This is a genomic window from Arthrobacter sp. NamB2 (genome assembly GCF_005281365.1).
Lineage (GTDB): Bacteria > Actinomycetota > Actinomycetes > Actinomycetales > Micrococcaceae > Arthrobacter_D.
This window is the reverse complement of sequence record NZ_SZWI01000001.1, coordinates 358,743-382,925: the sequence shown is the minus strand read 5'-3', so window position 1 is coordinate 382,925 and position 24,183 is coordinate 358,743. Positions and strand designations below refer to the sequence as shown.

Sequence of the window (24,183 nt, the reverse complement as noted above, 5' to 3'; positions counted from 1 at the left end):
GCGGTGTTCCGCATCCTCTTCCACACTCCCGAGATACCCGGCAATACCGGGGCCGCCATCAGGCTCGCCGCGGTCGCAGGCGCGGAACTGCACCTCGTCGAGCCGTTGGGTTTCAGCCTCGAGGATTCGAAGCTGAAGCGGGCGGGCCTGGATTACCACGACCTCGCGGTGCTGCACGTCCATGCGAGCCTCGACGAGGCCTGGAGCGCGCTGAAGCCGGAGCGGGTGTTCGCCTACACCTCGGACGGGGACGTGTCCTACACGGACATCTCCTACCGCCCCACCGATGTGCTGATGTTCGGCCGTGAGTCCGACGGGCTGCCGCACGACGTCAAGCACGACACCCACGTCACCTCGCGGGTCCGTGTCCCCATGCTCCCCTCACGCCGTTCGCTCAATCTCGCCAACACCGCATCGATCGTCCTCTACGAAGCCTGGCGCCAACAGGGCTTTGCGGGCGCCCAGCGATGATCCACGCCTAGGAGCCCCAATGCCCGCTCGCCACGCCGCCGCCCTGCCCGACAGTGGCGCCGAGGACTACGACCGCCTTGCTCCCGCTGTGTGGAATCCCGTGAGCAACGCGGTCGTCGCCGCAGCGGACGTCCTCGTGGGTGAGCGCGTCCTGGACGTGTTCGCAGCGACGGGCTCCGGGACGATCCCCGCCGCTCAACTCGCCGGACCGAGCGGCCACGTCGACGCCGTGGACCGCTCATCGGCGATGCTCGACCTCGCCGAGGCCAAGGCGGAGGCGTTGGGCCTCGGCAATGTGTCCTTCCACCGGTCGGACCCGGCACGATGGGTGCCGGACGCCGCGTACGACGCGGCTGTCAGCTGCTACGGCGTCCTCCTGCTCGAGGAGATGGACGCCGGGATGGACCACATCGTCCGCATGCTGCGACCCGGCGGAAGGATCGCGATCAGCGTCTGGGACGAGGGCGCCCTCGACGCGTTCGAAGGCCTCCTCCTGGACAGCATCGCAGCGGGCCGGGACGGCGGCGAGTCGGGCTCGGACCGGATCGACGCGCCCGTCGTCGGGAATCGGGCGCGGTTGGCCTCGTCCGACCGGCTGCGGGACTGGCTCCAGGCGCGGGGCCTGACGGACGTCGCCGTGGAGAAGCTCGGGCTGACAGTGCCCCTCGAGCCCGGGCACGCCTGGTCCTTCGCCCTCGGCAGCGGCTACCGCCGGCTGCTCCCCGGCTCTGCGGACGCCCTGCAGCGCGTCCGCAGAGCCTTCGAGGAACGCCTGGGCGAGGACTTCGTACTGGATGCCGGTTCGCTCATCGCCGTCGGACACCACCAGCCCGACAGCTAGCGTCCGGCACGGGCCATCCGGTGGCCGTCCAGCTCCGAATATCAGGTGTCAGCGAAAAGCTCGAACCGATAGGGGTGTGGGATGGTGCTTCTGCAGCAGGGGCGCGTTCGTCCCACACGGCACGAACGAGTCGATGCTGTTCGGTTTGGCACCACCGGCGCTTTATGCTGGACCCCTATGGAAACGCCACGAGTAAGCCGGGTCGGTCCCATCTCACCCGCAGCAAGCGAGTCGGCCGTTGATCCCAGCGCCGGTCCCACCCTGACCGATCTGCTGTTGCGGGTTGCACGGCAGGATCAGGCCGCGTTCGCGATCTTCTACGAGCAGACATCACGACGCGTCTACGGACTCGCCCGGCGCGTGCTCATAGACCCGGAACTGAGTGAGGATGCGACCCAGGAGGTCTACCTCCAGGTCTGGAACAGCGCTGACAGGTTCAACCCGGCGATGGGGAGTCCCATGGCCTGGCTGATGACGCTGGCCCACCGCCGCGCGGTGGACAAGGTGCGTTCGGAACAGAGCGCGAGCGACCGGGAGGCTCGTTACGGCGCTGCAACCCAGACCATCGATCACGACGACGTCGTGGACACCGTGACGCAGCGCCTCGAGGCGGAAGGCGTCGTCAGGTGTCTGGATACCCTCACGGAGACCCAGCAGGAATCGGTGAGGTTGGCCTACTACGGTGGCCTCACCTACCGGGAAGTGGCCGAGAAACTCGGAGTGGCAGTACCGACGATCAAATCAAGAATCCGAGATGGACTCATCCGACTCAAGACGTGTCTGGGGGTGATCTGAGATGCAGGACAAGGATATGAACAGACAATTTGCAGATGACCTCGACACGGACCTGGCTCGCGGCCACGTTCTGGAATGGGCCGAGATCTACGCGCTGGACGCCATCAGCGCGGCTGAGCGGCGCATCATCGATGCGTTCCTCGATGACGCCGATCCGACGATCAGCGCCACGTTCGCGGACCGGGTCCGGACCTGTCGGGAGACGGTGACATCGGCGTATGCGACCGATGAGGTTGAGCCGCCGGGAGACCTCTTCGAACGCATCGTCGCGCAGCTGCCCGCCAAGGAAGGTTCCGGCACGGGTGCAAGCGGCCGTACCGTGCCGCTTGCACCCGTTGCAGCGGATCGGGAGGAACGCGGTGGTGGTGCTCCGGCCGCGGAACAGGACGAGTTGGCCAGGCGCCGTTCGGCCAAGGCATCGATGTCGTCACGGGCTGCACGGTGGGTCGTCGCTGCGGCGGCTGCCGTCGTCATCGCCGTCGGCGGCGTCACGATCGCGCAGAACCTTCAGCCGACGACGGTCGAGCAGCAGGTCCTGCAGGCCTCCGACGTCCGTACCGAGCAACTCGTCCTGGAGCCGGGCGGCGTCGCCGATGTGGCCGTGTCCGGTGAGGAAGACGCAGCCGTCGTCACCCTCAGCGGAGTACCGGCACCGGCCGAGGGCTTCGTCTACCAGATGTGGCGCATACCTGCCGACGGGCGAGCGCCGATCTCTGTCGGGACGATGTCCGGTGAGGACGTCGCCGGCACCAAGGTCACCGAGCTGACCGGCATCAACGGTGTCAGCGCAATCGCCATCACGGTGGAGCCCGAAGGCGGCTCGGACGAGCCGACCCTGCCCATCGTCGCCCAGATCCCGCTCGGAGCCTGACAGCAAGGAAAACGTGGAGGCCCTCGGCGAACCACCGTCGGGGGCCTCCGTGCAACTGCTGCTGCCCGACCGGACTGCCATGCTCCCCGGCCGGACTGCGGGGCTAGAAGCCCGCGATGGTCTCGTCGGTGTTGATCCCCACGACATGGAACCCCTCGGCGCTGCGGCCCTCGGGCAGGCGCGCGCGGCGGGCGTTCTCCTGCAGGATGGCGCGGACCCGCTCCTGCATCCGATCGACATCGGGGTGCTGGCTGCGGTGAGCGGTGATAGCTGCGATCTTGAGGTCCTCGGATCCCGTCACGTCGACGTACCGGTTCTCCAGATGCGCGGGCCCCCCATAGAACCACAACCAGGGGACGCGGAAGCTCGCAAGACCAGCGGCTTCCAGCTCCGGGTAGGCGAAGGGGTTCTCGACCGCCGGGTACACGGCCCGCGTGACTGCTTCGCCGCACGCGAGGTGGTCCGGGTGGCTTTTCTGGATACGGTCCCACGCCCGCTCGGGATGCATCGACACCACGATGTCCGGCCGGACTTCGCGCATGCGCCTCACCACTTCGCGGACCACGGCATCCGACGGTTCGAGATATCCGTCGGGCTCTCCCAGGAACGTGACATCCGAGACGCCGACGATCTTCGCGGCGGCTCGTTGCTCTTCCCGGCGAAGGCCCGCTATTCCCGGCCGATCCTCGGCCGAGAACCCGCCGGCGTCCCCATCGGTCATGATGCAGTAGCTGACCGAGGCACCCCTGGCCGTCCAGCCGGCGATCGTCGCCGAAGCCCCGAAGTCGATATCGTCAGGGTGCGCAGCGAACACCAGCACCCGCTCGGGAGGCGCAACAGCGTGTTCCGTCGTCATGTCCTACAGGCCGCGCTTCCGGATCTCCTCGGTGGCCTGTGGCAGGACGGTGAAGAGGTCACCTACGATGCCGAAGTCGGCGATCTCGAACACAGGCGAGTCCGCATCCTTGTTGATGGCCACGATGACCTTGGAGGTCTGCATGCCGGCTTTCTGCTGGATGGCCCCGGAGATCCCCACGGAGACGTACAGCTGAGGCGACACCGTCTTGCCCGTCTGGCCGATCTGCGCCGAATGTTCGATCCAGCCGGCGTCGGTCGCTGCCCTCGACGCTCCGACCGCTCCCCCGAGTGCGTCCGCCAGCTCCTCCAGCGGCCCGAAATTCCCGTCCACTCCCCGTCCGCCGGCCACGATCACGCGTGCCTCGGTGAGTTCCGGCCTGCCACTTGCAGGCTTCTCCGCACGGCCGGTGATACGTGCGGCGGACGACGGGAGCTCGACCGGGATGGGAACCTCCCGCGGCGAGGAGGGCGTCCCGGCCTCCACGGCCTCGAAGCTGTTGGGCTTCACCGTGAGGATCGCTACATCGGTGGTGACCCGGCAGTTCACGGTGTAGGAACCGGCGAAGTCCGCTTTCGTCGCGACCAACCCGCTCTCCAGGCCGACGACGTCGGTGATGACGCCGGCCTCCAGCCGGATGCCCACACGCGCAGCGATCTCCTTCGCCTCGTAGGAGTTCCCGAGCAGGACGATGCTCGCACCCGACGTTCGCACGGCCTCGGCGAGGAAGGCTGCCTTCCCGGCCACCAGCACCTCCGCGACCGCGGCGGAGTCCGGGCGGTAGTACTCCTGCACGCCGTACGACCCCACTCCGTCCAGGTACGCCTGGCCCGCGGTCTCTGCGAGGGCGACGGCTACGTCGCCGAGCGATGCCCCCAGTGAGAGAAGCTCCCGCTCGCTCTTGGCGAGGCTGGCTCCGGGATGATCGAGGAAAACGAGGACGGTGCTCAAGGCGATGCCTCCTGGGACGAGTGGGCGAGCGGGGATAGGACTAGAGGAGTTTCTGCCCGGCGAGGAAGTCGACGAGCCTGATGCCCGCGTCGCCTCCATCGGTGATGATGATCCCCTGGCTGCGTGGTGGCCGCGGAGATGCTGCTTCGACCCGCGTCCACGAGCCCGCAAACCCCACCTCGTCGGGCTGGAGACCGATATCGGCGAGGGCGAGTACCTGCAGCTGCTTCTTCTTCGCGGCCATGATGCCCTTGAAGTTCGGGTAGCGGGGCTCGTTGATCTGATCCGTCACCGAGACGACGGCCGGCAGGGTGGCCTCGATGGTCTCGGCGAACGAGTCGTTGTCGCGGCGCGCCGCGAGCGTCCAGCTGCCGTCGTCGTTCGTCAGCTCGATCGACGCCGCGAAGGTCACCTGCGGCAGCTCGAGCCGCTCAGCGAGCTGCGCCGGCACGAGTGAGGTCTCACCGTCCGTGGACGCCATGCCCGTGAGGATCAGGTCGAAGGGTCCGACGTGCCGCAGGAGCGCGGCCAGGGCCTTCGAGGAGGCAGCTGCGTCGGATCCGCGCAGGGCCTCGTCGGTCAGGTGCACCCCGTCGTCGGCACCGATCTGAAGCGACTTCTTCACGGCGTTGACGGCGGGCGCGGGGCCCATCGTGAGGGCGGTGACCCGGTGCCCGGCTGCAGCTCCCCCGTGGGCCTCGACGATCTGCAGCGCCGCTTCGAGCGCGTACTCGTCCAGTTCGGAGAGGATGCTCTCGGAGCGCACCGTCGTCAGGTCGTCACCGCCGATGTGGCGGTCGAACTGGGCGTCGGGAACATGCTTCACCAGGACTGCAATGCGCAGTCCGTCTGCTGTGGCCTCGTCCATTGACGACCTTCCTCGTTCAGGGGATTTTCCCATCGACTAGCTAACCATAGTGGGGCCCTGCGGATCGCTGCGGGTGCCGGCGGGAAACGGCGGGTAATGCCAGGCAACGGCAGGTCATGGCAGGTAGTGCTGGTAACCGGCCGGCACGGGGGTGCCGTCACAGAAGGCGGTCCCGCACGCAGGACCGCCTTCTGCTCACTGCGTCGCAGTACAGGTTGTCGCAGTACAGGCTAGGGTGTCGGCGCCTGGGCGAGGGTGACGTCCACGGTGCGCGACTGCCCGCTGCGGACGATCTCCACCGGCACCTGCTGGCCGACGGTCTGGATGCGGACGGCTGCCGTCAGCGACTGCGGGTCGCTGATGGTGAAGGTGCCCACCTTGGTGATGACGTCCCCCACCTGCAACGAGGCGTCCTCCGCGGGCGATCCCGGCTCCACCGATTGGACGAGGGCACCCGTCGAGAAGGTCGACTCGGTCCGGGAGCCGTCCCCGGCCGCCGCCGTGACGCTCACTCCGAGGAAACCGTGTGTCGCCTCGCCGTTCTCGATGATCTCCGTCGCGATACGGTCCGCGTAGTTGATGGGGATCGAGAAGCCCACGCCGATGTTGCCGGTCGATTCGCCGGAGCCGGCGGACGCGATGGCGACGTTCACGCCGATGATCCTGCCGTCTACGTCGACAAGCGCACCGCCCGAGTTGCCCTGGTTGATCGCGGCATCGGTCTGGATGACGTTCAGGTAGATGGAGCCCTGCGACTGGGTCTGCTGACCGCTCGAACCGCCCGGCGGCAGGAAGTTGAATCCCTCACCGTCGTCGGACTCGGTGGTGTCCGGCTGCTCCTCCGGCACGGCAGAGGAGGCGACGCTGATGGTCCTGTTCAGGGTCGAGACGATGCCGTCGGTCACCGTGCCGCTCAGGCCGAGCGGAGCACCGATGGCGATCGCGGTGTCGCCGACGTTCAGTTCGTCCGAGTTGCCGAGTGTGGCGGCTTTCAGGTCCGGAGCGTCGATCTTGATGACGGCGAGATCGCTCAGGGGATCGGTTCCGACGACGGTCGCCGCGAAGACGCGCCCGTCATTCAGCTTGACCTCTACCGTCGGGTCGGAGACCTGGCCCCCGAGCGTCACGACGTGCGTGTTCGTGAGGATGTGCCCGTCGGTGTCCAGGATGATGCCGGAGCCGGAGCCACTGGAACTGCCGCCGTTGACGGCGATCGTGACGACGCTCGGCGACGCCGTCACCGCGGCCCCCGTGATGGCGTTGACGTTGTCGGTGTTGTTCACCACGATCGACTCCGGGGCGGCCTGCGACGTGCCGCCGGTCGATGTGCCGTCCAACGCGGTGTAACCGGCCGTCGCGACACCTCCGCCGATGAGCCCCGCGGCGAGGACACCGGCGGCGAACGTGCCGAGCCCGACACGCTTCCGGTCCTTCACGGCCGTCCGTCCGGTGCCGTTCCGGGAGTCGCCCCACGCGCTCTGCTCTCCGTAGAAGGGCTGGTGCCCGGCGTACGCGGGGTGGGGCGCCGCGGCGCTCTGCCCGGCACCGGGTTGCTGACTGCCGCCGGATGCAGGATGCCCGACGGCGGGGTGCTGCGCGGTGGGCGGACCCGCGACCGGGTGGACCGCCGTCTCCGGATACCCCTCCGTGCGCTCGGAGTCCCGGTGGTACCTGTCCGTTGCCGCGGCCTGGTCGGAGGTCGCGGCCGGCTGCTGACCGGTCCAGCCGGCCCCCCACGACGGCGGGGTCTGCGGCTGTGGAGGGAGGGTACGGTCCCCGTTGCCGGGAGTACCTGGCTGCTCGTTCATGGGAGGTCCTTTCGTTGCTGTTGACCACATCATGGCAACCTTCGCTGAGCCTCAAGCATGCGTCCGCTGTGCGGATTCTGAGAACTCGCTAAGTTGTACTCAGCCGTCCGAACCCCACGGCGGGTGCCGCACAACACTATGCCCTCTCCCGTCGTCGTGTCGCTTTCGCTAGGGGCATAGGCGGGGTGGTGGACTGCCCCTGACCCCGACCATAGAATCGGGAACACAGGGAGCCTCCGGCGTCCGCCGACACCAGTCCTGGGACCGGTAGGGTCCGGGGGACGTGCTGAAGGGTCGAAGATGCGAATGATGAGCAGGCGCACCCGCGTCTCTGCTGTCCTGGGTGCCGTCGTGGCGATCCCGTTGTTGTCCAGCTCGGCGGCTTTCGCCGATGCTCCGATCACTTTCCCCGCCGGCGACTATGTCACCGACACGGCGGGAGTCCTCACGCCCCAGGAGGAGAGCGAGCTCGAGGCCGCCATCGCGGACCTGCGTTCGCAGCAGGGCTTCACCATCCGCGTCGCGTACGTCGATACCTTCGAGAATCCAGCGGACGCGGAGCAGTGGGCGTCCGCCACCGCCAGCCTCAACGCGTCGAGTGCTGATGAGGCCGTCCTCGCCGTCGGTGTGGACCAGAAGTCCGCCGGGTACGCCCCCGGCAACCGCTCCGCGCTCGGCGGACAGGGCCAGGAGCTCTACGACGAGCACATCCGGCCCGAGCTCAGCGACGGCGACTACCTCGGTGCAGGGCTCGCGGCGGTCGAGAGCAGCGAACAGGCATTGACGGGCGGCGGCTCCACCAGTGGCGGCACGTCGACGGGCACCGGTGCAGCGACCGGTGGCAGCGGTCTCGGCGGGCTCGTGCTCGTCGGTGGGCTCGTCGCCGTTGCGGGCGCCGGCGGGTACATGCTGCTCAAGAAGCAGGGCGGCAACAGCGCACAGCGCCAGCGCGAGGAGTACGGCTACGGCCCGGTACCGTCCGCCACGGGCGAGGTGGTGGATCCCCTCTCCTCGGTGAGTGTCGAGGACCTGCGCAAGCGCGCGGGCAGCCTGCTGGTCGCCGCGGACGATGCGATCAAGTCCAGCGAGCAGGAGCTGGGCTTCGCGGAAGCCCAGTACGGCAGCGAGGCCATCGCGACGTTCTCCCAGGACATCGCTGCCGCCAAGCAGCACATGAGCGAATCGTTCAAGTTGCAGCAGCAACTCGACGACCATATCCCCGACACCGAGCAGCAGCAGCGGCAGTGGCTCGGGGAGATCATCCGCCGTTGCGAGGACGTGAACGCCTCGCTCCAGGCGCACAAGGCGGACTTCGATTCCCTCCGGGAGCTGGAGAGGAACGCGCCGGATGCCCTGCGCCGGGCGCAGTCCGCAGCGGATGACGCCCGCCGGCGGTTCGCAGCGGCCGAGCAGTCCCTGCGTGCCCTGCAGGGCCGGTACCTCGAGACCGCCACCTCCCAGGTGGCGGACAACATCGAGCAGGCCCGCGAGCGGCTGTCCTTCGTCGACAGCGCCGCGCAGGAGGCACAGACGCGCATGGCAAGTGGTGACACGGGACGTGCCGTCGTTGCAGTCCGCGCTGCGGAGGAGGCGGTGCACCAGAGCATGGTCCTCCTGGACGCCATCGACAAGCGTGCGGAGGAGCTCGCAGTAGCCGAGCGCGAGCTCGAGCGTGCGCTGCCCGAGACCGAGCAGGACCTCGCCCAGGCCCAGGCCATGGACCGCACGGGGCAGTACCGTGACCTCGCCGGCCCCATCGCCGCGGTGCAGGCTGCTGTCTCGACAGTCCGGCAGGAGCGGCAGAACGCGCGCAGCAATCCGCTGGCCCTGCTGCAACGGCTCGAAGCGGCGCATGCCCAACTCGACGCCGCACTGGGTGGGGTCCGCGACCAGGCCGAGAACGCGCGGCGCGCGCAGGAGTCCCTCCAGCACGCGATCATCGCAGCGCAGTCCGGCATCTCCGGTACAGCGGACTACATTCGCGCCCGCCGCGGCGGTGTGGGCAGCGAGGCGCGCACCCGCCTCGCAGAGGCCGAGCGGAACCTCGACTACGCCGTGGAGCTCCAGCGCACCGATCCCGTGACGGCCCTGTCCCACGCTCAGCAGGCAGCCATGCTGGCCGATCAGGCGGCGCAACTGGCCGAGCAGGACGTCGACGGTTTCGGCCGCCAGGGCGTGGGCATGGGTGGCATGTACGGCGGCCGGGGCGGTGACGGGATGGGTGGAGCCCTGTTGGGAGGCATCCTGCTCGGGTCCATCCTTAACGGAGGCGGTTTCGGCGGAGGTTTCGGAGGCGGCTTCGGCGGAGGATACGGCGATGGCGGCGGCAGCGACTTCGGAGGCGGCGGCTTCGGTGGCTTCGACGGCGGCGGAGGCGGATTCGGAGACTTCGGCGGTGGTGGCGGCGACTTCTAGCCGCGTCGCTCCGGCAGCAGGACCCAGGACTATCACGAAGAATCGAAAGGGAAATCAATGGTAAAGCAGTCAATTTTCGGCAGGATCGCCCAGCTCACCCGAGCCAACGTCAATGCGTTGATCGATCAGGCGGAGGATCCGCAGAAGATGCTCGACCAGATGGTCCGCGACTTCACCAACAGCATCGCCGAGGCGGAAAGCGCCGTGGCCCAGACCATCGGCAATCTCCGCATGATGCAGGACGACTACAACGAGGACGTCGAGAACGCGCGCAGCTGGGGCAACAAGGCACTCGCTGCGTCACGCAAGGCCGACGAGTACCGGGCGTCCGGTGACACCGCCGACGCCCAGAAGTTCGACAATCTGGCGAAGGTTGCCATCCAGCGCCAGATCGCGGCGGAGAACGAGGCGAAGGGTGCCGAACCCACCATCGCGTCGCAGACCGAGATCGTCGACAAGCTGAAGGACGGCCTCAACCAGATGCGGGGCAAGCTCGGCGAGCTGACGACGAAGCGCGACCAGCTCATCGCCCGGTCCCGCACCGCCCAGGCACAGCAGCAGGTCCACGACGCCGTCAAGAGCATCGACTTCATGGACCCGACGAGCGAGGTCGGCCGTTTCGAGGAGAAGATCCGCCGCGAGGAGGCCAGGGTCCGCGGCCAGCAGGAGCTGGCGTCGTCGAGCCTGGACGCCCAGTTCGAGAGTCTCGAGGACCTCGGCGAACAGACCGAGATCGAAGCGCGTCTCGCCGCCTTGAAGTCCGGCTCCGGCACGCAGTCCGCGATCGGGCAGGGTACGGGCAGCGAGACCCCGACCGCCACACCGTTGTCGACGGGTGAGACGACGTACTGATCCGCCCCACCGCACCTCCTACAGGGGAACCGCGCCTTTCGGGTGCGGTTCCCCTGTCGCTTTGATCGCCCTGCACGGGTTCGCACCTGCAGGCTAGATTGGGCTCATGGCCCTGACACTGGTGTGGTTCCGTGACGATCTGCGAATCTCCGACAACCCGGCACTCGTCGCGGCTGCGGACCATGGGGACGACGTCGTCGCCTGTTACGTGCTCGACGAGGAAACGGACGGCATCCGACCGTTGGGGAGCGCGTCCAGGTGGTGGCTGCACCACTCGCTCGAGGCCTTGGCGGGCACCCTCGAAGCACTCGGGATCCCGCTCGTCCTGCGCCGCGGAGCTGCAGGAGAGGTGCTGCCGCAGCTGGCCGACGAATGCTCCGCCGAGGCCGTCACCTGGAACCGCCGGTACGGGTTGGCCGAGCGCACGGCGGACGCAGCCCTCAAGGAATCCTTCGCCGCGCGCGGAGTTGAGGCGACGAGCTACCAGGCGAACCTCATGTACGAGCCCTGGGAGGTCACCTCCGGCTCGGACGAGGCCTACAGGGTGTTCACGCCCTTCTGGCGGGCATGCCTGGCTTTCCGGACACCCCGCGCCCCGCTCCCGGCACCGGCGTCCCTCCGCGGCCCTCGCCTCGCCTCCGACGACCTCGATACCTGGGGGCTTCTTCCCGCCGCTCCCGACTGGGCGCAAGGGCTCCGGAACACATGGACGCCGGGCGAGGCAGGAGCACATGCCCGGCTGACCGATTTCCTCTCCAGGCTCCGCGGATACAAGGACAACCGAAACTTCCCTGCTGTCCACGGCACCAGCATGCTCTCCCCGCACCTGCGATTCGGCGAGATCAGTCCCTTCGAGGTCTGGCACGCCGCACAGGATCACAGGGACAGCTCGACGGCGGACGACCTCCGCGCCTTCAAATCGGAATTGGGCTGGCGGGAGTTCAGCTGGCAGCTGCTGTACTTCAACCCCGAACTCGCGACCGTGAACTATCGACCGGAGTTCAATGCGTTCGCCTGGGAGAGCTCCACCCGGAGCGAGTTGAAGGCCTGGCAGCGTGGAAGGACGGGCTATCCGCTCATCGATGCCGGGATGCGCCAGATGTGGGAGATCGGGTGGATGCACAACCGCGTGCGCATGGCGACGGCGTCATTCCTCATCAAGAACCTCCTGATCGACTGGAGGGTGGGCGAGAGATGGTTCTGGGACTGCCTCGTGGACGCCGATGCCGCGAGCAATGCTGCCAGCTGGCAATGGGTCGCAGGCTCGGGGGTGGACGCCAGCCCCTATTTCCGCATCTTCAACCCAGTGTTGCAGAGCAAGAAGTTCGACCCGGACGGCACCTTCCTCGTGCGGTTCGTGCCCGAACTGGCCGACGCGGAGAATGTCCACGAACCCTGGAAGGGAGTCGCGCCCGGATATCCCGATCGCGTCGTGGACCTCAAGGAGAGCCGGGAGCGCGCGCTGAGGGCCTACAAAGCGCTGTCGGAGAGTTAGGGGGAGGTCCCCCTCCCCTTCCGGACGCGCCGTCGTCCGCCTGGTGCCCCTAGCCCTTGGCTGCGACAGATCGGTTGGGGCCCGGGGAGGCGCCCCACGGCGCAATCAGGAGCGCCTGCGACCAGCCCCTGACGGGGACCAAGGCGGCCCACTCAGGGGGAAACCAAGAAGTCCGGCCGATTAGATGGTCGACCGGACTTCTTATTCGTTGCGGGGACAGGATTTGAACCTGTGACCTCTGGGTTATGAGCCCAGCGAGCTACCGAACTGCTCCACCCCGCGGCGTGTAACTAACGTTACCGGCCGCGGGGCCAAGAGGCAAATCGAGCAGCTGCCCGGTCCATCCGGACTACTCTCCGGCGCTTCCCGAGACACGCTCTTCGGCGTCGAGCGCCCTCTGGAGCGCGTCCTGCAGACGTTCCTGCGCCTCACCGTAGGCAGCGAAGTCGCCGGCTGCGAGGGCCGCGTTGCCGTCCTGGATCGCATCGTTCGCGTCATCGAGGGCGGCGCGGAGGTCAGCCGCGGGATCATCCGTGGTTCCACCGGGGGTTCCCCCCTGCGAGGGCGTCGGGGTCGGGGTCGGCGTGGCTCCTCCCTCTCCGTCCGTCGGAGGCGTCGCGGGATCCTCAGGGGTCTCACCGACGTTGTCGCTGTCGCCGGTCGTCGCGCCGGAGTCGCCGGCGAAGACCTGGTCGAGCGCCTCGGCGAGAGTCGGAGCGAAGCCGACGGTCTCCCCGAAACTGACCAGGACCCTCCGCAGGACCGGGAAGGACGAACTGCCCGAGGACTGCACGTAGACGGGCTGCACGTAGGCGATCCCGCCTCCGATCGGCAGGGTCAGCAGGTTGCCGTTGATGACCTCCGACGCGCCCTGACGCAGGAGGTTCAGTTCCTGCGAAACAGTGGTGTCCGAGTTGAACAGGTTCTGCGCCTGGCCCGGGCCGACCACGGAATCCTGCCCGGAACTGTCCAGCAGCGTCAGCTGGCCGTAATTCTCACTCTTGACGCCGTCCTCACCCGTTCCCGCATCGCCATTGGCCGCTAGGAATCCGTACAGCACATTCCTCGGGGTCTGCCCGGCCGGCACATACGGGATGTACGGCGTCGTGAGGGAGAACGCGGCCTCCTCCTGGTCGGGCATCTGCAGGGTCAGGTAGAACGGAGGCTGCCGCGGCGTCGTCTCCGTCGTCGCGCCGTCGGAGGCGGCTCCAGGATCGGCGGGCACGCTCCAGGCCTCGCTGTTGTTGAAGAACTCGAGCGTCGTCGTGACGTGGTACCGCGCCAGCAGTTCACGCTGCACCTTGAAGAGGTCCTCGGGGTAGCGCACGTGGGCCATCAGATCGGCCGACATCTCGCTGTAGGGCGTCAGCGACGACGGGTACACCTTCTGCCAGGACTTCAGCACCGGGTCCTGATCGTCCCAGGCGTACAGCTTCACCGAGCCGTCGTAGGCGTCCACGGTGGCCTTCACCGCGTTCCGGATGTAGTTGACCCGCTCGGCCGGGAGCGCGGTCGCAAGGCCTTCCGCCGTCTGCGAGTCCTGCGTCGCGGACTCCAGTTCCTGCTGCTGCGAGTACGGGAAGTTGGCGCTCGTGGTGTAGCCGTCGATGATCCACTTCACCCGACCATCGACGATCGCGGGGTAGCTGTTGCCGTCGAGCGTCAGGTAGGGCGCCACCTTGCGCACGCGCTCCACGGGGTCGCGGTCGTACAGGATCTGGGACTCGCTGTTGACCTGGTCGGACAGCAGCAGGTCCGTGGACTGGAACTTCAGCGCGTACACGAGCCGGTTGAAGGGGTTGCCGACCTCCGGTCCGCCGTTGCCGCTGAAGGTCGTCCTGGACTCCGTGTCGGAGTTCTCGTCCTGCGGGCGGTCGATCTCCGCGGGCTCCTGTCCGTCCGGCGCTCCCACCACGGAGTACTCCGGCGAGTCCTCACCGAAGTAGATGCGTGGTTCGTAGGTCGATTCATCACCGAGGACGCCGGTGGAGGGAATACCCGACTGCAGGAACTGGGGACGACCATCCGGCTGGACCGTCGAACCCGCCGCTGCCACGACCCCGTATCCGTGCGTGTAGAAAGCGTGCTCGTTGACCCAGCCTTCCGGCACGCCGTCGGTGTCGAGCTCACGCACGGCGATGACGGTGTCCTGGATCTCGCCGTCGATCTCGTACCGGTCGACGTTCAGGGTCTCGGGGAACTGGTAGTACTGGCGGAACTGCTGGAGCTGACTGAACGCGTCGGAGACGAGGTTCGGGTCGAGCAGGCGGATGTTCGCCGTGGTCTCGCCGTCGCTGTTCAGCGCGCCTGCCTGGGGGTCGGCTTCCGGGGTGTAGTTGGCGGTCTCCACCTGATCGAGCCCGTACGCCTCCCGCGTCATCGCGATGTTCCGGTCGATGTACTCGCCTTCGGCGCTGAGCTGTGACGGGTCGACCTGGAAACGCTGCACCACCGCGGGATAGACGCCGCCGGCGAGCAGAGCCGTGACGATCAGCATCGCCGTTCCGATCAGGGGCAGGCGCCACCGCCCGATGAAGGCGGACGCGACGAACAGGACCGCGACGATGACCGCCGCGACGGCGAGGATCGCCTTCGTGGGGATGACGGCATTGACGTCCGTATAGAGCGCACCGGCCCAGGTGTCCTGGTTGAGCAGCGTGTCGTACCGGTCCAGCCAGTAGTTGACGCCCTGCAGCACGAGGAAGAGCGCCGCGACGACGGCTATCTGGACCCGAGCGGCCTTCGTGGTGAACAGGCCCTTCTCCTCGAGCCGGATGCCGCCGTACAGGTAGTGGGTGAGGACCGTCGCGATCGCGCTGATGATGACCACGCTGATCAGGAACCCCGTGACGAAGCTCAGGAACGGCAGCGTGAACATGTAGAACGCGTAGTCCATGCCGAACTCGGGGTCCTGCTTGTTGAACGGCTCCTGGTTCACGAACAGCAGCACCTCCTGCCACTGCGAGGACGCGGCCGTGCCGGCGAACGCTCCGAGCACCACGGGGATACCCAGCATCAGCAGGCGGCGGATGGGCTCCAGCTGCGCCTGGTAGCGGTTCAGGTTGTCCTGGATCGCGCTGTCCGGTGCATAGATCGGCCTGCTACGGAACGCGATGCGCAGACTGAAGAACACGGCGCCGGCCATGACGAGGAACGCGACGACGAAAAGCACGATCCGCGACAGGTTCTCCGTGACGAATACCTCGAGGAACCCCAGCTGGTTGTACCAGAGGACGTCCGCGTAGACCTGGGACAGGTAGACGAAGGCGATGACGATCACCGCCACGACGATGATCGTCGGGATCAGCGGGCTTCTGCGCCGGCTTGATGCTGCACTTGCTGGGCTCGGCCTACTGCCGAACGGACGGTCTGGTCCGGATGTCACATCTACCTCATCGTTAGCTGCTGCGGGTCACGATGACCGGTATTCCGCTTCGCTCCCCAGCCCGCACACGGGCAGAAGACAGCGTGCAGTCACGCCCTTCGTGTTTTCATTCTGCCCTGTTCACGCTCAGCCGGACCAATTAGGTTCCCCCGGTTCCGACTACGACCCGAGATTGTCATACAACCGTGTCTTCCGTTGCGCTTTCCATCGCCTCGAGCCCGTTGGCGACGACCCAGCGACCGCGGAATCAGCAGGCGGGCAGACCTGCTGATCCGCCGCCTCCGCCGAGTGTCTCTACGGCATCGACGGCCTGATCGAGCGTCTCGACCTTGACGACGGTGAGCCCGTCCGGGATGTTGCCGACCACCTCGTCGCAATTCCCGGCGGGTGCGAGGAAGAACTCGGCCCCGGCAGAGCGCGCTCCTACGAGCTTCTGTGCGATTCCCCCGATGGGCCCGACGACGCCGGCCGAGTCGATCGTCCCGGTGCCGGCGAAGTGGCGACCACCGGTCAGGTCGCCCTCGGTCAGCGTGTCGATGATTCCCAGTGCGAACATCGTGCCGGCGGACGGGCCGCCGACGTCGTCGAGCTTGATCGTCACCTCGAAGGGGAAATCGAACGTCGAGGCCAGCAGGATGCCCAGCTGGTAGTCGCCATCCTCCGATCGGGCGGGGGTGACGGTGACGTCGACAGGCGCGCCGTCCCGGATGATCGAAAGGTCGGCGGGCGCTCCGCCGGCGTCCGCCAGTCGGGAGCGAAGCGTCTCGATGTTCTCGATCTCCGCGCCGTCGATCGTCAGCAGGACATCGCCCTCCTCGAGGACGCCCTCGGATGCGGAATCCGCGGCCAGGCCGGCGATGGACAGCTCCTCGGTGAAGTCGATGTCCTCGTGCAGCAGTGCGGCGGCGATCGCCGACTCCTGGGACGACGTCATGGCGACCGCATTCCGCTCCTCGAGCTGGGAGGACGTCGTGCCCTCGGGATACACCAGTTGCTCGGGCAGGACGTTCTCGTTCGGGTTCGCCCACGCGCGGAACGTGTCGAGGACGTTCACCCGCCCGTTCGGGCCCCCGCTCACGAAGACCGTGGTGAGGTCGAGTTCGCCCTCGGGCGGGAAGCTCTCCCTGCCCTCCACCGTGATGAGGGGTGTGCCGTTCACCTCGCCGATCGTGTTGAAGGTCGGCCCGGGCGACTCGATCACGTAGGGCGAAGGAAGCAGCACTGCCGCTGCACACAGGACGACGGCGAGACTGCCGGAGACTGCCATCGCGCGGAAGCGCGGATCCCTGGGCCGGGTGGGCTCCTCTGGGCTGTACGTCTCGAAGTGGCCGGACTGCGTCACTGTGCTTCTCTCTCTAGGGCGCGTGGGGGTGTGCCGTTCCTCGGCGTGGACCGCACCATGCAGGCACACCCAGAGTAGACGCTCGGCGGGACTCCTCCCGTAGCGGTTCCTGCCCTCCGATGCTTGCCTGCCCGCTCCCCTTGACCCCGAACGGCCTGCTTGAGGCAACGCTTTGCCCTCAGCGAACGGTGTACGGCGCGAGGGACATCGGCGACGAGTGGCCGGTAGCGTGGTGTGCACAGCCGGTAGGGATGCGTCTGCCTCCCCGCCCGGACCCGCGAAGCTACTCCCAGGACCGGTGGTATCAGTGACCAACCCTTCCAACCCCTCGAACGACGACGACACGCCCCAGGATCCGCTGTCCGAGATGCTGTCCAGGATGTTCGGCGGTGGGGCCGCGGGGTTCGACCCGCAGGAGATCGCGAAAGCGGCGGGCCTGCCATCGGATCCGGCGGCGATGGCGATGATGATGCAGCAGGTCCAGGCGATGTTCTCGACGCCGAGCGAAGGCCCGGTCAACTGGAAGATGGCCCACGACCAGGCGCGCCGGATCGCTGCGTCCGATGGCGACCCATCTGTCACTCCCCTCCAGCGACGCAGCGTGGACGAGTCGCTCAAACTCGCCGAGATGTGGCTCGATCCCGTTACGGACTTCCCGAGCACCGGGCAACTCGGTCGTGCCTGGTCACGCGCGGAGTGGGTCGAAGCCACGATGCCGACCTGGCGTCGCTTGACCGAGCCGGTCGCATCGAGCATCGCGAAGGCGCTGTCCGATGTCATCTCCGAGCAACTCCCGGAGGAGATGAAGTCGATGATGGGCATGATGGGCGGTCCGGCATCGATGCTCCAGAACGTAGGCGGAGCGATGTTCGGCATGCAGCTTGGACAGGCGGTCGGTGCGCTGTCCAAGGATGTCGTCGGCTCCACGGACATCGGCGTTCCCCTCGCCGATGGACGGATGGCCCTGCTTCCCGCGAGTGTCGCGGCCTTCGGTGAGGGCTTGGACATTCCCGAGCAGGAGGTGCAGCTCTTCCTTGCAGTTCGCGAAGCGGCCCACGTCCGTCTGTTCACCCACATCCCGTGGCTCACGGGGCACCTCCTCGGCAGCATCGAACGCTATGCCAGGGGCATCCACATCGACATGGGCAAGATCGAAGAAGCCGCCCGCGACATCGATCCGACGAACCCGGAGAGTCTGCAGGGCGCCCTCTCCCAGGGCGTCTTCATGCCGGAGCGGACGCCTGAGCAGGACGCGGCGCTCGTCCGGCTCGAGACGACTCTTGCCCTCGTGGAGGGATGGGTGGACGAATTGACGGCCGCCGCCGCGGCGAACCTGCCCTCGGCAGGTGCCCTCCGCGAGATGGTGCGACGTCGCCGCGCGACGGGCGGACCGGCCGAGCATGCGTTTGCCTCACTCGTCGGACTGGAACTGAGGCCGCGCAGGCTGCGCGATGCCGCGTCCCTCTGGTCCCTCCTCACGAAGGAACGCGGAATCGAAGGACGCGACGCGCTGTGGCAGCACCCGGACCTGCTGCCCACCGCCGAGGATCTCGACGATCCGGCAGGCTTCACGGAGCGACGCCGGCTGATCGAATCTTCCGACGCCGACGTCGATGCCGCGCTCGAGCGTCTCCTCGCGGGTGACTTCGAGCCGGGTGCCGATGATGCCGTCCCGGATACCGCCGGTGGGGGCGGAACCGATGACGTTACGACGCAGGGTGCGCCGGCGAGCGATACCGCTGGCAGGACCGACGGTGGACCTACTGACGGTGGACCTACTGATGGTGGGACCAGCGAGGGCCCGGCGACCGGCGACGACCCTGATGTTGACGGACCCAGCTCGCGGTAGTCGGCCCAGCAGCAAGTGAAGCGACCCAGCTCCCGGTAACCCGCCCGCCTTCCGGCACCACAGTGCCTGGAAGCTTGCCGGGGCCCTTGGGACAGGCTTTACAGGCTGTCCTGGCCGCCCGTGAGATTCCTCTGCGCTGCGAAGGCGGCACCGTCCAGGAAGGCCTTGGCCGTCTCGGTTCGCGGATACGTGGTGAGCAGGGCCCAGAACGCCGCATTGTGTGAGGGCTCTATCAGATGCGCCATCTCGTGGAGCATGACGTAATCGACCACCCACTCGGGCATGCCCTGCAGCTTGTGTGACAGGCGGATCGATCGATGCGCGGGCGTCGCGGACGCCCACCGTGTGTTCTGGTTCGTCACCCATCCGATGGTCGAGGGAATTCCTCTGCCGCCCAGGTACTGCCGGGCGAGCCGCTCCGCCCGCTGCAGCAGAGCCTTTCCTGCCTCATCCGGGGAAGATCCGGCAGGGGGAAGATGCTTGGCGGTCATGCGCTCCACCATGCGATCCACCCAATGCCGCTCCTGCGTGACGGAGAAGTGCCCGGGGATGGATACGCGGATGACACCGTCCCGTATGTCGGCGCTGACGGTCCGCTTCCGCCGCGCCGAACGTCGTACCTCGACGGGCATCCGCGCCGGTTCGGACGGCGTCCCCGCCTCAGGAATTGTCACTGATGATCTCCAGGACGGCCTCGCCGTACCGCTCGAGCTTCGCGGACCCGACGCCGGCCAATTCGCCGAGCTCGTCGAGCGTCTGCGGCTTCGCCTCGGCGATGGCCACCAGCGTGGCGTCCGTGAAGACGACGAAAGCGGGGACGTCCTTCTCGCGAGCCTCCACGAGCCGCCAGGCACGGAGCGCCTCGAACGTCTCTTCCTCGTAGCTCGCGGGACAGTCGTTGCATCGCCCGATCTTGCGCTCCGACCCGGTCAGCAGCGGACGTCTGCACACCCGGCAGACGACAGGTCCTGATGCCTTGCGGCTGGCCTTCGCCCTCGGCTGACGAAAGGAGGACCGACCGGAGTGTTCGGGCCGCAGAGCGTCCAGGAAGCGCGAGGGCTTCCGACTGGCTCGTCCGCCCGGCGAGCGCGACGTGGACCAGGACAGGGCCAGGTGGATGCGCGCCCGGGTGATGCCCACGTAGAGGAGCCTTCGTTCCTCGTCGATCGCCTCCTGCGTGTCGGCGAAGGAGATCGGCATGAGCCCCTCGCTCAGGCCGACGAGGAAGACCGCATCCCACTCGAGCCCCTTCGCGGAGTGCAGTGACGCGAGGGTCACTCCCTGCACGGTCGGCGCATGCTGCGATGCTGCCCGTTCCTCCAGCTCGGCGACGAACATCTGCAGGGTGAACGTCTCGGGCCCGCGGACCCGGTTGAGTTCGTCCGCGAGGCCCACGAGCGCTGCGAGCGACTCCCACTTCTCCCGGACGGCCCCCGAGTTCTGGGGCGCGACGGAGGTGTAGCCGAGAGACGCCAGGACATCGCGAACTTGCTGCGGGACGTCGTCGTCGCCCTGGGTGCGGGCAGCAGCGCGCAGCTGCAGCAGTGCGTCGCGGACCTCGCGTCGTTGGAAGAATCTCTCGCCACCACGCAGTTGGTACCCGATGCCTGCACTGGCAAGGGCCTGCTCGTACGCCTCCGACTGGCCGTTCGTGCGGTACAGGATGGCGATCTCGCTCGCCTTGACCCCCTGGTCCAGCAGGACGCCGATGCGCCTCGCGCACTCGGTCGCCTCCGCTTCGTCATCGCTGCACTCCGTGAAGACGGGTTTCGGACCGGCGGGTCGCTGTGCGATCAGCTCCAGTGGCGCCGACCACGTGGTGCCCCCGGCCCGACTATCCGCTTCGTTGTTCCTCGCCGCGAGCAGCGTGTTCGCTGCCCTCACCACCTGAGGGGTCGAACGGTAGTCCCGCACCAGCTTGACGACCTGCGCGCCTTCGTATCGCTTCGTGAAATCCAGCAGGTGCCGCGATGTGGCGCCCGTGAAGGAGTAGATGGTCTGGCTGGCGTCGCCGACGACGCACAACTCCCTCCGTTCGCCGAGCCAGAGGTCGAGCAGGCGCTGCTGGAGCGGAGACACGTCCTGGTACTCGTCCACGACGAAGTGTCGGTACTGGGCCCGCACCGTCGCCGCCACCTTCTCGTCCTCCTCGAGGATCGCGACTGTGGTGAGGAGGACATCCTCGAAATCGATGAGGTTGCGATCGATCTTCAGGTCCTCGTAGGCCGAGAAGATACGTGACACCGTGGTGAGGTCCATCCCGGCGGGCTCGGCCCGCCCTGCCGCCGCAGCGGCGTAGGCATCGGGCGTGAGCATCGACACCTTGGCCCATTCGATCTCCGCCGCGACGTCCCGGATGGCGGCACGATCGGTGGATAGGCGCAGCCTCCGCGCCGACTCCGCGATCAGCTGCGCCTTGTGGTCGACGAGCGCCGGCAACGGCCCGCCGACGGCCTGCGGCCAGAAGTACTGCAGCTGGCGGAGTGCTGCGGCGTGGAAGGTCCTGGCCTGCACGCCTCCGGCGCCGAGGTCCCGCAGGCGCGTGCGCATCTCGGCAGCCGCCCGCGCGGTGAACGTCACCGCGAGCACCTGCTGCGGTTTGTAGACTCCGGTGTGGACACCGTAGGCGATGCGATGCGTGATGGCGCGAGTCTTGCCGGTGCCCGCTCCCGCGAGTACGCAGAGCGGTCCGGCGAGCGTGCTGGCCACGGTCCGCTGTTCGTCGTCGAGCCCCTCCAGGATGCTCTCCTCGAGCAGTAGTCCTGACACTAGGGACGCGCCTCCGACGGCTCCTCGTCCAGTGGGCCCCCGTACCAGCGCTCGATCAGCGCCCGGGCGATGGAGACACCTCCGGCAACGGCGATCTTCCCGTCGCGCACCTCCACGAAGAGTTGCTCCCGGGTGAACCACCGCAGCGACCGCATCTCCTCGCGGTCGGGCACTGCGTCCGTGGTGAGGGCACGCGCGGTGAAGCCCAGCATGAGGGACGCCGGGAACGGCCAGGGCTGTGACCCGAGGTACTGCGGGGAGTCGACGGCGATACCCGCTTCTTCTCCGACTTCGCGGAGGACGGCGGCCTCCAGCGACTCACCGGGCTCGACGAAGCCGGCGAGTGTGGAATAGCGATCCTCCGGCCATGCCACGGCCGAACCGAGCAGCAGGCGGTCGTCGTCGTCGACCACCGAGACGATGATCGCCGGATCAGTGCGCGGGTAGTGCTCCGAACCGTCCTTCGGGCACCGGCGCACCCACCCGGCGTCGCGCACCTCCGTCCCGGTACCGCACCGGGGACAATGCGTGTGGGTCGAGTGCCAGTTCGCGATAGCAGCCGCCTCGACGAACAGACCGGCGTCGCGCGCATCCAGGGATCCTGCGATCTCCCGCAGTCCGAGCCACTGGTCGAGGGGCGCCAGCGAGGCATCCTCCTCGTCGAGGACCGCGAGGACGATCCGCCGTCCTGCATCCGCGGCGCCCTCGTTGACGCGCCCCAGATAGACCAGGACCTCGGGCCGCTGCACGTCCACCGGAGCGACCAGCCGGAGCGTGTGTCCCACCACCGGAGCTTTTCCCCGCACGAGGGGCAGCACCAGGGTGTCCGCCGCCGTCCAGAGCAGGTCCAGGAAGTTCTCGGCGGTCCTCGAGTCGCCGTCCCGGTCGGAATCGGCCCGCGACAGCGGTAACGATCCGAGGGGCGGGAGCACGAGGGTCCGGAGGGGATCGGTCATGGCTCTACGGTACGTTCTCGCTCTCCCAAAACCCATTCTGGAAGGCGCGGGTGGAGGAGGAGTGGAGCGCTGGTGCGAGCAGTGCATCTGGCGACTCGCCGCGCCGGAAGGGCGCAGGCGGAACAGGAACGCCCTACGGTGGAGTTTGTGAAACGGACACCCATGGAACTTGCTGCCATTGCCAGCGCCGCAGTACCTGGCCTGGCTCCGACGGGCGTCGCCGGTGCTCCGGATGATGCAGCCGACTTCGACTCCGCCCTCCTCGTGGATGACGCAGGGAAACAGTGGAGGGTCCGCTCGCCCAAGCACGCCGAGGCGAGCATGAGGCTCGAGACCGAACTGCAGGCCCTGCGTGCCTTCACACCGGCAGTCAAGGCCGAGCTGCCCTTCCTCATCCCCCACATGGCCGGCAGCGTCCGCCAGGGCGAACTCAGCACGTTCGTCTACTCCCACCTCGCCGGGGCGACACGCACACTCGACGCCCTCACCTCCGGCGGCCGCACGATGGCGCAGGAACTCGGCCGCGTCCTCGCAGCCATCCACGAGTTGCCGAAGGAGATGGTGCAGCGGGCCGACCTGCCGAGTTACGAGGCCAACGAGTACCGCCAGCGAAAGCTCAACGAGCTCGACCAGGCCGCGACCACCGGCAAGATCCCACCCATCCTCCTGCGCCGGTGGGAACACGCTCTCGAAGACGTCGCCCTGTGGCGCTTCGGACCCACGGTCGTCCACGGGGACCTTCACGAGGACCACCTCCTCGTTGCCGCCGGCCGGGTTTCGGCCGTGACCGGCTGGACGGACCTGAGCATCGGGGATCCGGCCGAAGACTTCGCCTGGCTCGCCGCCGCGGAGGACACCACGTTCGTCGACGCCGTCCACGCGGCGTACGCCGAAGCGCGGGCAAGCGCCGTCGACCCCCATCTGGCCCGCAGGGCCGCCCTGGCAGCCGAGTTCGCCCTCGCGCAGTGGCTCGTGCGCGGAGTCGCCCTTGCCGACGCCTCGATGATCCTCGAGGCCGAGGGCATGCTCGCCACCCTCGCCGCGGACGTGGAGTCGATCGAGCACGAACAGCATGAAGCCGCCGAACGTGATCGCCGAGCGCACGAGGAGCGCGTCGAATGGGGCTACGCGATGGGCACCGACTCGGCGGACGGTGACTTCGACGATGACTTCAACGAGGATTTCAACGATCACTTCGACGATCTCGACGACCCTGACACGCAGCACGGCGTGAACCGCGGGGACGGACCGGCACGCTCCGGGAGTTCGAGCGTTCCAGCGGACGGGGAGACGCGCGATGCCGGGACCGACGCGTCGGACAGCGATCCAGCCCGCGCTCCCGAGACGGACCCGCGGGCGAGGACCGGCAGCCACAGCTACGAAACGGACACCCCGACCGGCCGGGACCGACGGCAGCAGCCGGGCACGGCGACAGGGCACGACGAGCGCCCCGGGGAGGAGCACGTGCTCCGCGGGGGCGCCGTCGAGGAACCGACCGGACCGTCAGCGGCCTACGAGCGCCTGAAAGCCGGCCGCCAGCAGTCGTCGTCGAAGGTCACGCTGCTCAGGAGCAGCGGAACGGGTTCGGGATCTCCGGATGACGTGGCGACATCGGCGATGCCGATCGTCTCCTTCGGCAGCTGACACCGGGCCCGCCAG

18 protein-coding genes and 1 tRNA gene are annotated in these 24,183 nt (G+C 67.9%); 9 read left to right on the top strand and 10 right to left on the bottom strand.

Annotated features, from left to right (window positions below; genetic code table 11):
• The first annotated feature begins 3 nt into the window (after positions 1 to 3).
• The 4 genes from FDK12_RS01790 (at position 4) to FDK12_RS01775 (ending at position 2,978) form a co-directional block, all read left to right on the top strand.
• A complete protein-coding gene (locus tag FDK12_RS01790) occupies positions 4 to 471 on the top strand; it encodes a tRNA (cytidine(34)-2'-O)-methyltransferase (RefSeq protein WP_137367942.1) in 468 nt (155 codons plus the stop codon).
• 19 nt (positions 472 to 490) lie between these two features.
• The gene (locus FDK12_RS01785) at positions 491 to 1,312 is read left to right on the top strand and encodes a class I SAM-dependent methyltransferase (protein WP_137367941.1); all 822 of its coding nucleotides are present in this window, start codon (positions 491 to 493) and stop codon (positions 1,310 to 1,312) included.
• A 177-nt stretch (positions 1,313 to 1,489) separates the two neighbouring features.
• Positions 1,490 to 2,107, top strand: coding sequence for a sigma-70 family RNA polymerase sigma factor (locus tag FDK12_RS01780; RefSeq protein ID WP_137367940.1), 618 nt, complete (start codon positions 1,490 to 1,492; stop codon positions 2,105 to 2,107).
• Positions 2,108 to 2,123: 16 nt separating this feature from the next.
• Positions 2,124 to 2,978, top strand: a complete 855-nt coding sequence (locus FDK12_RS01775; RefSeq protein WP_189636229.1) for an anti-sigma factor — start codon at positions 2,124 to 2,126, stop codon at positions 2,976 to 2,978.
• 103 nt (positions 2,979 to 3,081) lie between these two features.
• Here the strand turns inward: FDK12_RS01775 and FDK12_RS01770 are convergent, their stop codons facing one another.
• From FDK12_RS01770 to FDK12_RS01755, 4 genes are all read right to left on the bottom strand, one after another.
• Positions 3,082 to 3,834 (bottom strand): PIG-L deacetylase family protein, encoded by a 753-nt coding sequence (locus FDK12_RS01770; RefSeq protein WP_137367938.1) that lies wholly within the window; start codon positions 3,832 to 3,834, stop codon positions 3,082 to 3,084.
• Between the two features lie 3 nt (positions 3,835 to 3,837).
• Complete coding sequence (locus FDK12_RS01765) at positions 3,838 to 4,785, bottom strand: electron transfer flavoprotein subunit alpha/FixB family protein (protein WP_137367937.1); 948 nt, start codon at positions 4,783 to 4,785, stop codon at positions 3,838 to 3,840.
• Positions 4,786 to 4,825: 40 nt separating this feature from the next.
• Complete coding sequence (locus FDK12_RS01760) at positions 4,826 to 5,653, bottom strand: electron transfer flavoprotein subunit beta/FixA family protein (protein WP_189636227.1); 828 nt, start codon at positions 5,651 to 5,653, stop codon at positions 4,826 to 4,828.
• 230 nt (positions 5,654 to 5,883) lie between these two features.
• Positions 5,884 to 7,461: a S1C family serine protease gene (locus tag FDK12_RS01755; RefSeq protein WP_137367936.1), complete on the bottom strand. Its 1,578-nt coding sequence runs from the start codon at positions 7,459 to 7,461 to the stop codon at positions 5,884 to 5,886.
• Between the two features lie 309 nt (positions 7,462 to 7,770).
• Here FDK12_RS01755 and FDK12_RS01750 point away from each other — a divergent pair, with 309 nt between their 5' ends.
• The 3 genes from FDK12_RS01750 to FDK12_RS01740 all read left to right on the top strand — a co-directional run bounded on the left by FDK12_RS01750 (position 7,771) and on the right by FDK12_RS01740 (position 12,223).
• The gene (locus FDK12_RS01750; protein WP_317616701.1) at positions 7,771 to 9,876 is read left to right on the top strand and encodes a TPM domain-containing protein; all 2,106 of its coding nucleotides are present in this window, start codon (positions 7,771 to 7,773) and stop codon (positions 9,874 to 9,876) included.
• Between the two features lie 57 nt (positions 9,877 to 9,933).
• On the top strand, positions 9,934 to 10,728 hold the full coding sequence (locus FDK12_RS01745; RefSeq protein WP_137367935.1) for a PspA/IM30 family protein: 795 nt from the start codon (positions 9,934 to 9,936) through the stop codon (positions 10,726 to 10,728).
• A gap of 106 nt (positions 10,729 to 10,834) precedes the next feature.
• On the top strand, positions 10,835 to 12,223 hold the full coding sequence (locus tag FDK12_RS01740) for a cryptochrome/photolyase family protein (protein WP_137367934.1): 1,389 nt from the start codon (positions 10,835 to 10,837) through the stop codon (positions 12,221 to 12,223).
• A 208-nt stretch (positions 12,224 to 12,431) separates the two neighbouring features.
• Here the strand turns inward: FDK12_RS01740 and FDK12_RS01735 are convergent.
• The 3 genes from FDK12_RS01735 to FDK12_RS01725 form a co-directional block, all read right to left on the bottom strand.
• A tRNA-Met gene (locus FDK12_RS01735) sits at positions 12,432 to 12,505 on the bottom strand.
• Positions 12,506 to 12,572: 67 nt separating this feature from the next.
• Positions 12,573 to 15,515 carry a UPF0182 family protein gene (locus FDK12_RS01730; RefSeq protein WP_137368260.1) on the bottom strand — a complete coding sequence of 981 codons (2,943 nt, stop codon included), beginning with the start codon at positions 15,513 to 15,515 and terminating at the stop codon, positions 12,573 to 12,575.
• 340 nt (positions 15,516 to 15,855) lie between these two features.
• Positions 15,856 to 16,950: a PDZ domain-containing protein gene (locus tag FDK12_RS01725; protein ID WP_223263020.1), complete on the bottom strand. Its 1,095-nt coding sequence runs from the start codon at positions 16,948 to 16,950 to the stop codon at positions 15,856 to 15,858.
• A 367-nt stretch (positions 16,951 to 17,317) separates the two neighbouring features.
• Between FDK12_RS01725 and FDK12_RS01720 the strand changes: the two genes are divergently transcribed.
• Positions 17,318 to 18,799, top strand: coding sequence for a zinc-dependent metalloprotease (locus FDK12_RS01720; protein WP_137368258.1), 1,482 nt, complete (start codon positions 17,318 to 17,320; stop codon positions 18,797 to 18,799).
• Between the two features lie 98 nt (positions 18,800 to 18,897).
• Here FDK12_RS01720 and FDK12_RS01715 read toward each other — a convergent pair whose 3' ends face one another.
• Genes FDK12_RS01715 through nudC form a run of 3 tightly spaced genes read right to left on the bottom strand, consistent with a single transcriptional unit; the run spans position 18,898 to position 22,524 of the window.
• A complete protein-coding gene (locus FDK12_RS01715; RefSeq protein WP_223263019.1) occupies positions 18,898 to 19,473 on the bottom strand; it encodes a M48 family metallopeptidase in 576 nt (191 codons plus the stop codon).
• Positions 19,460 to 21,568 (bottom strand): ATP-dependent DNA helicase UvrD2, encoded by a 2,109-nt coding sequence (locus FDK12_RS01710; protein ID WP_137367933.1) that lies wholly within the window; start codon positions 21,566 to 21,568, stop codon positions 19,460 to 19,462. The genes FDK12_RS01715 and FDK12_RS01710 overlap by 14 nt, the downstream gene beginning before the upstream one ends.
• The gene (nudC, locus tag FDK12_RS01705) at positions 21,568 to 22,524 is read right to left on the bottom strand and encodes an NAD(+) diphosphatase (RefSeq protein WP_137367932.1); all 957 of its coding nucleotides are present in this window, start codon (positions 22,522 to 22,524) and stop codon (positions 21,568 to 21,570) included. Before nudC ends, FDK12_RS01710 begins: the two co-directional genes overlap by 1 nt.
• A gap of 162 nt (positions 22,525 to 22,686) precedes the next feature.
• On the opposite strand from nudC, the gene FDK12_RS15390 reads away from it, so the two are divergent.
• Positions 22,687 to 24,168, top strand: a complete 1,482-nt coding sequence (locus FDK12_RS15390; RefSeq protein ID WP_317616700.1) for a phosphotransferase — start codon at positions 22,687 to 22,689, stop codon at positions 24,166 to 24,168.
• Positions 24,169 to 24,183: the final 15 nt, after the last annotated feature.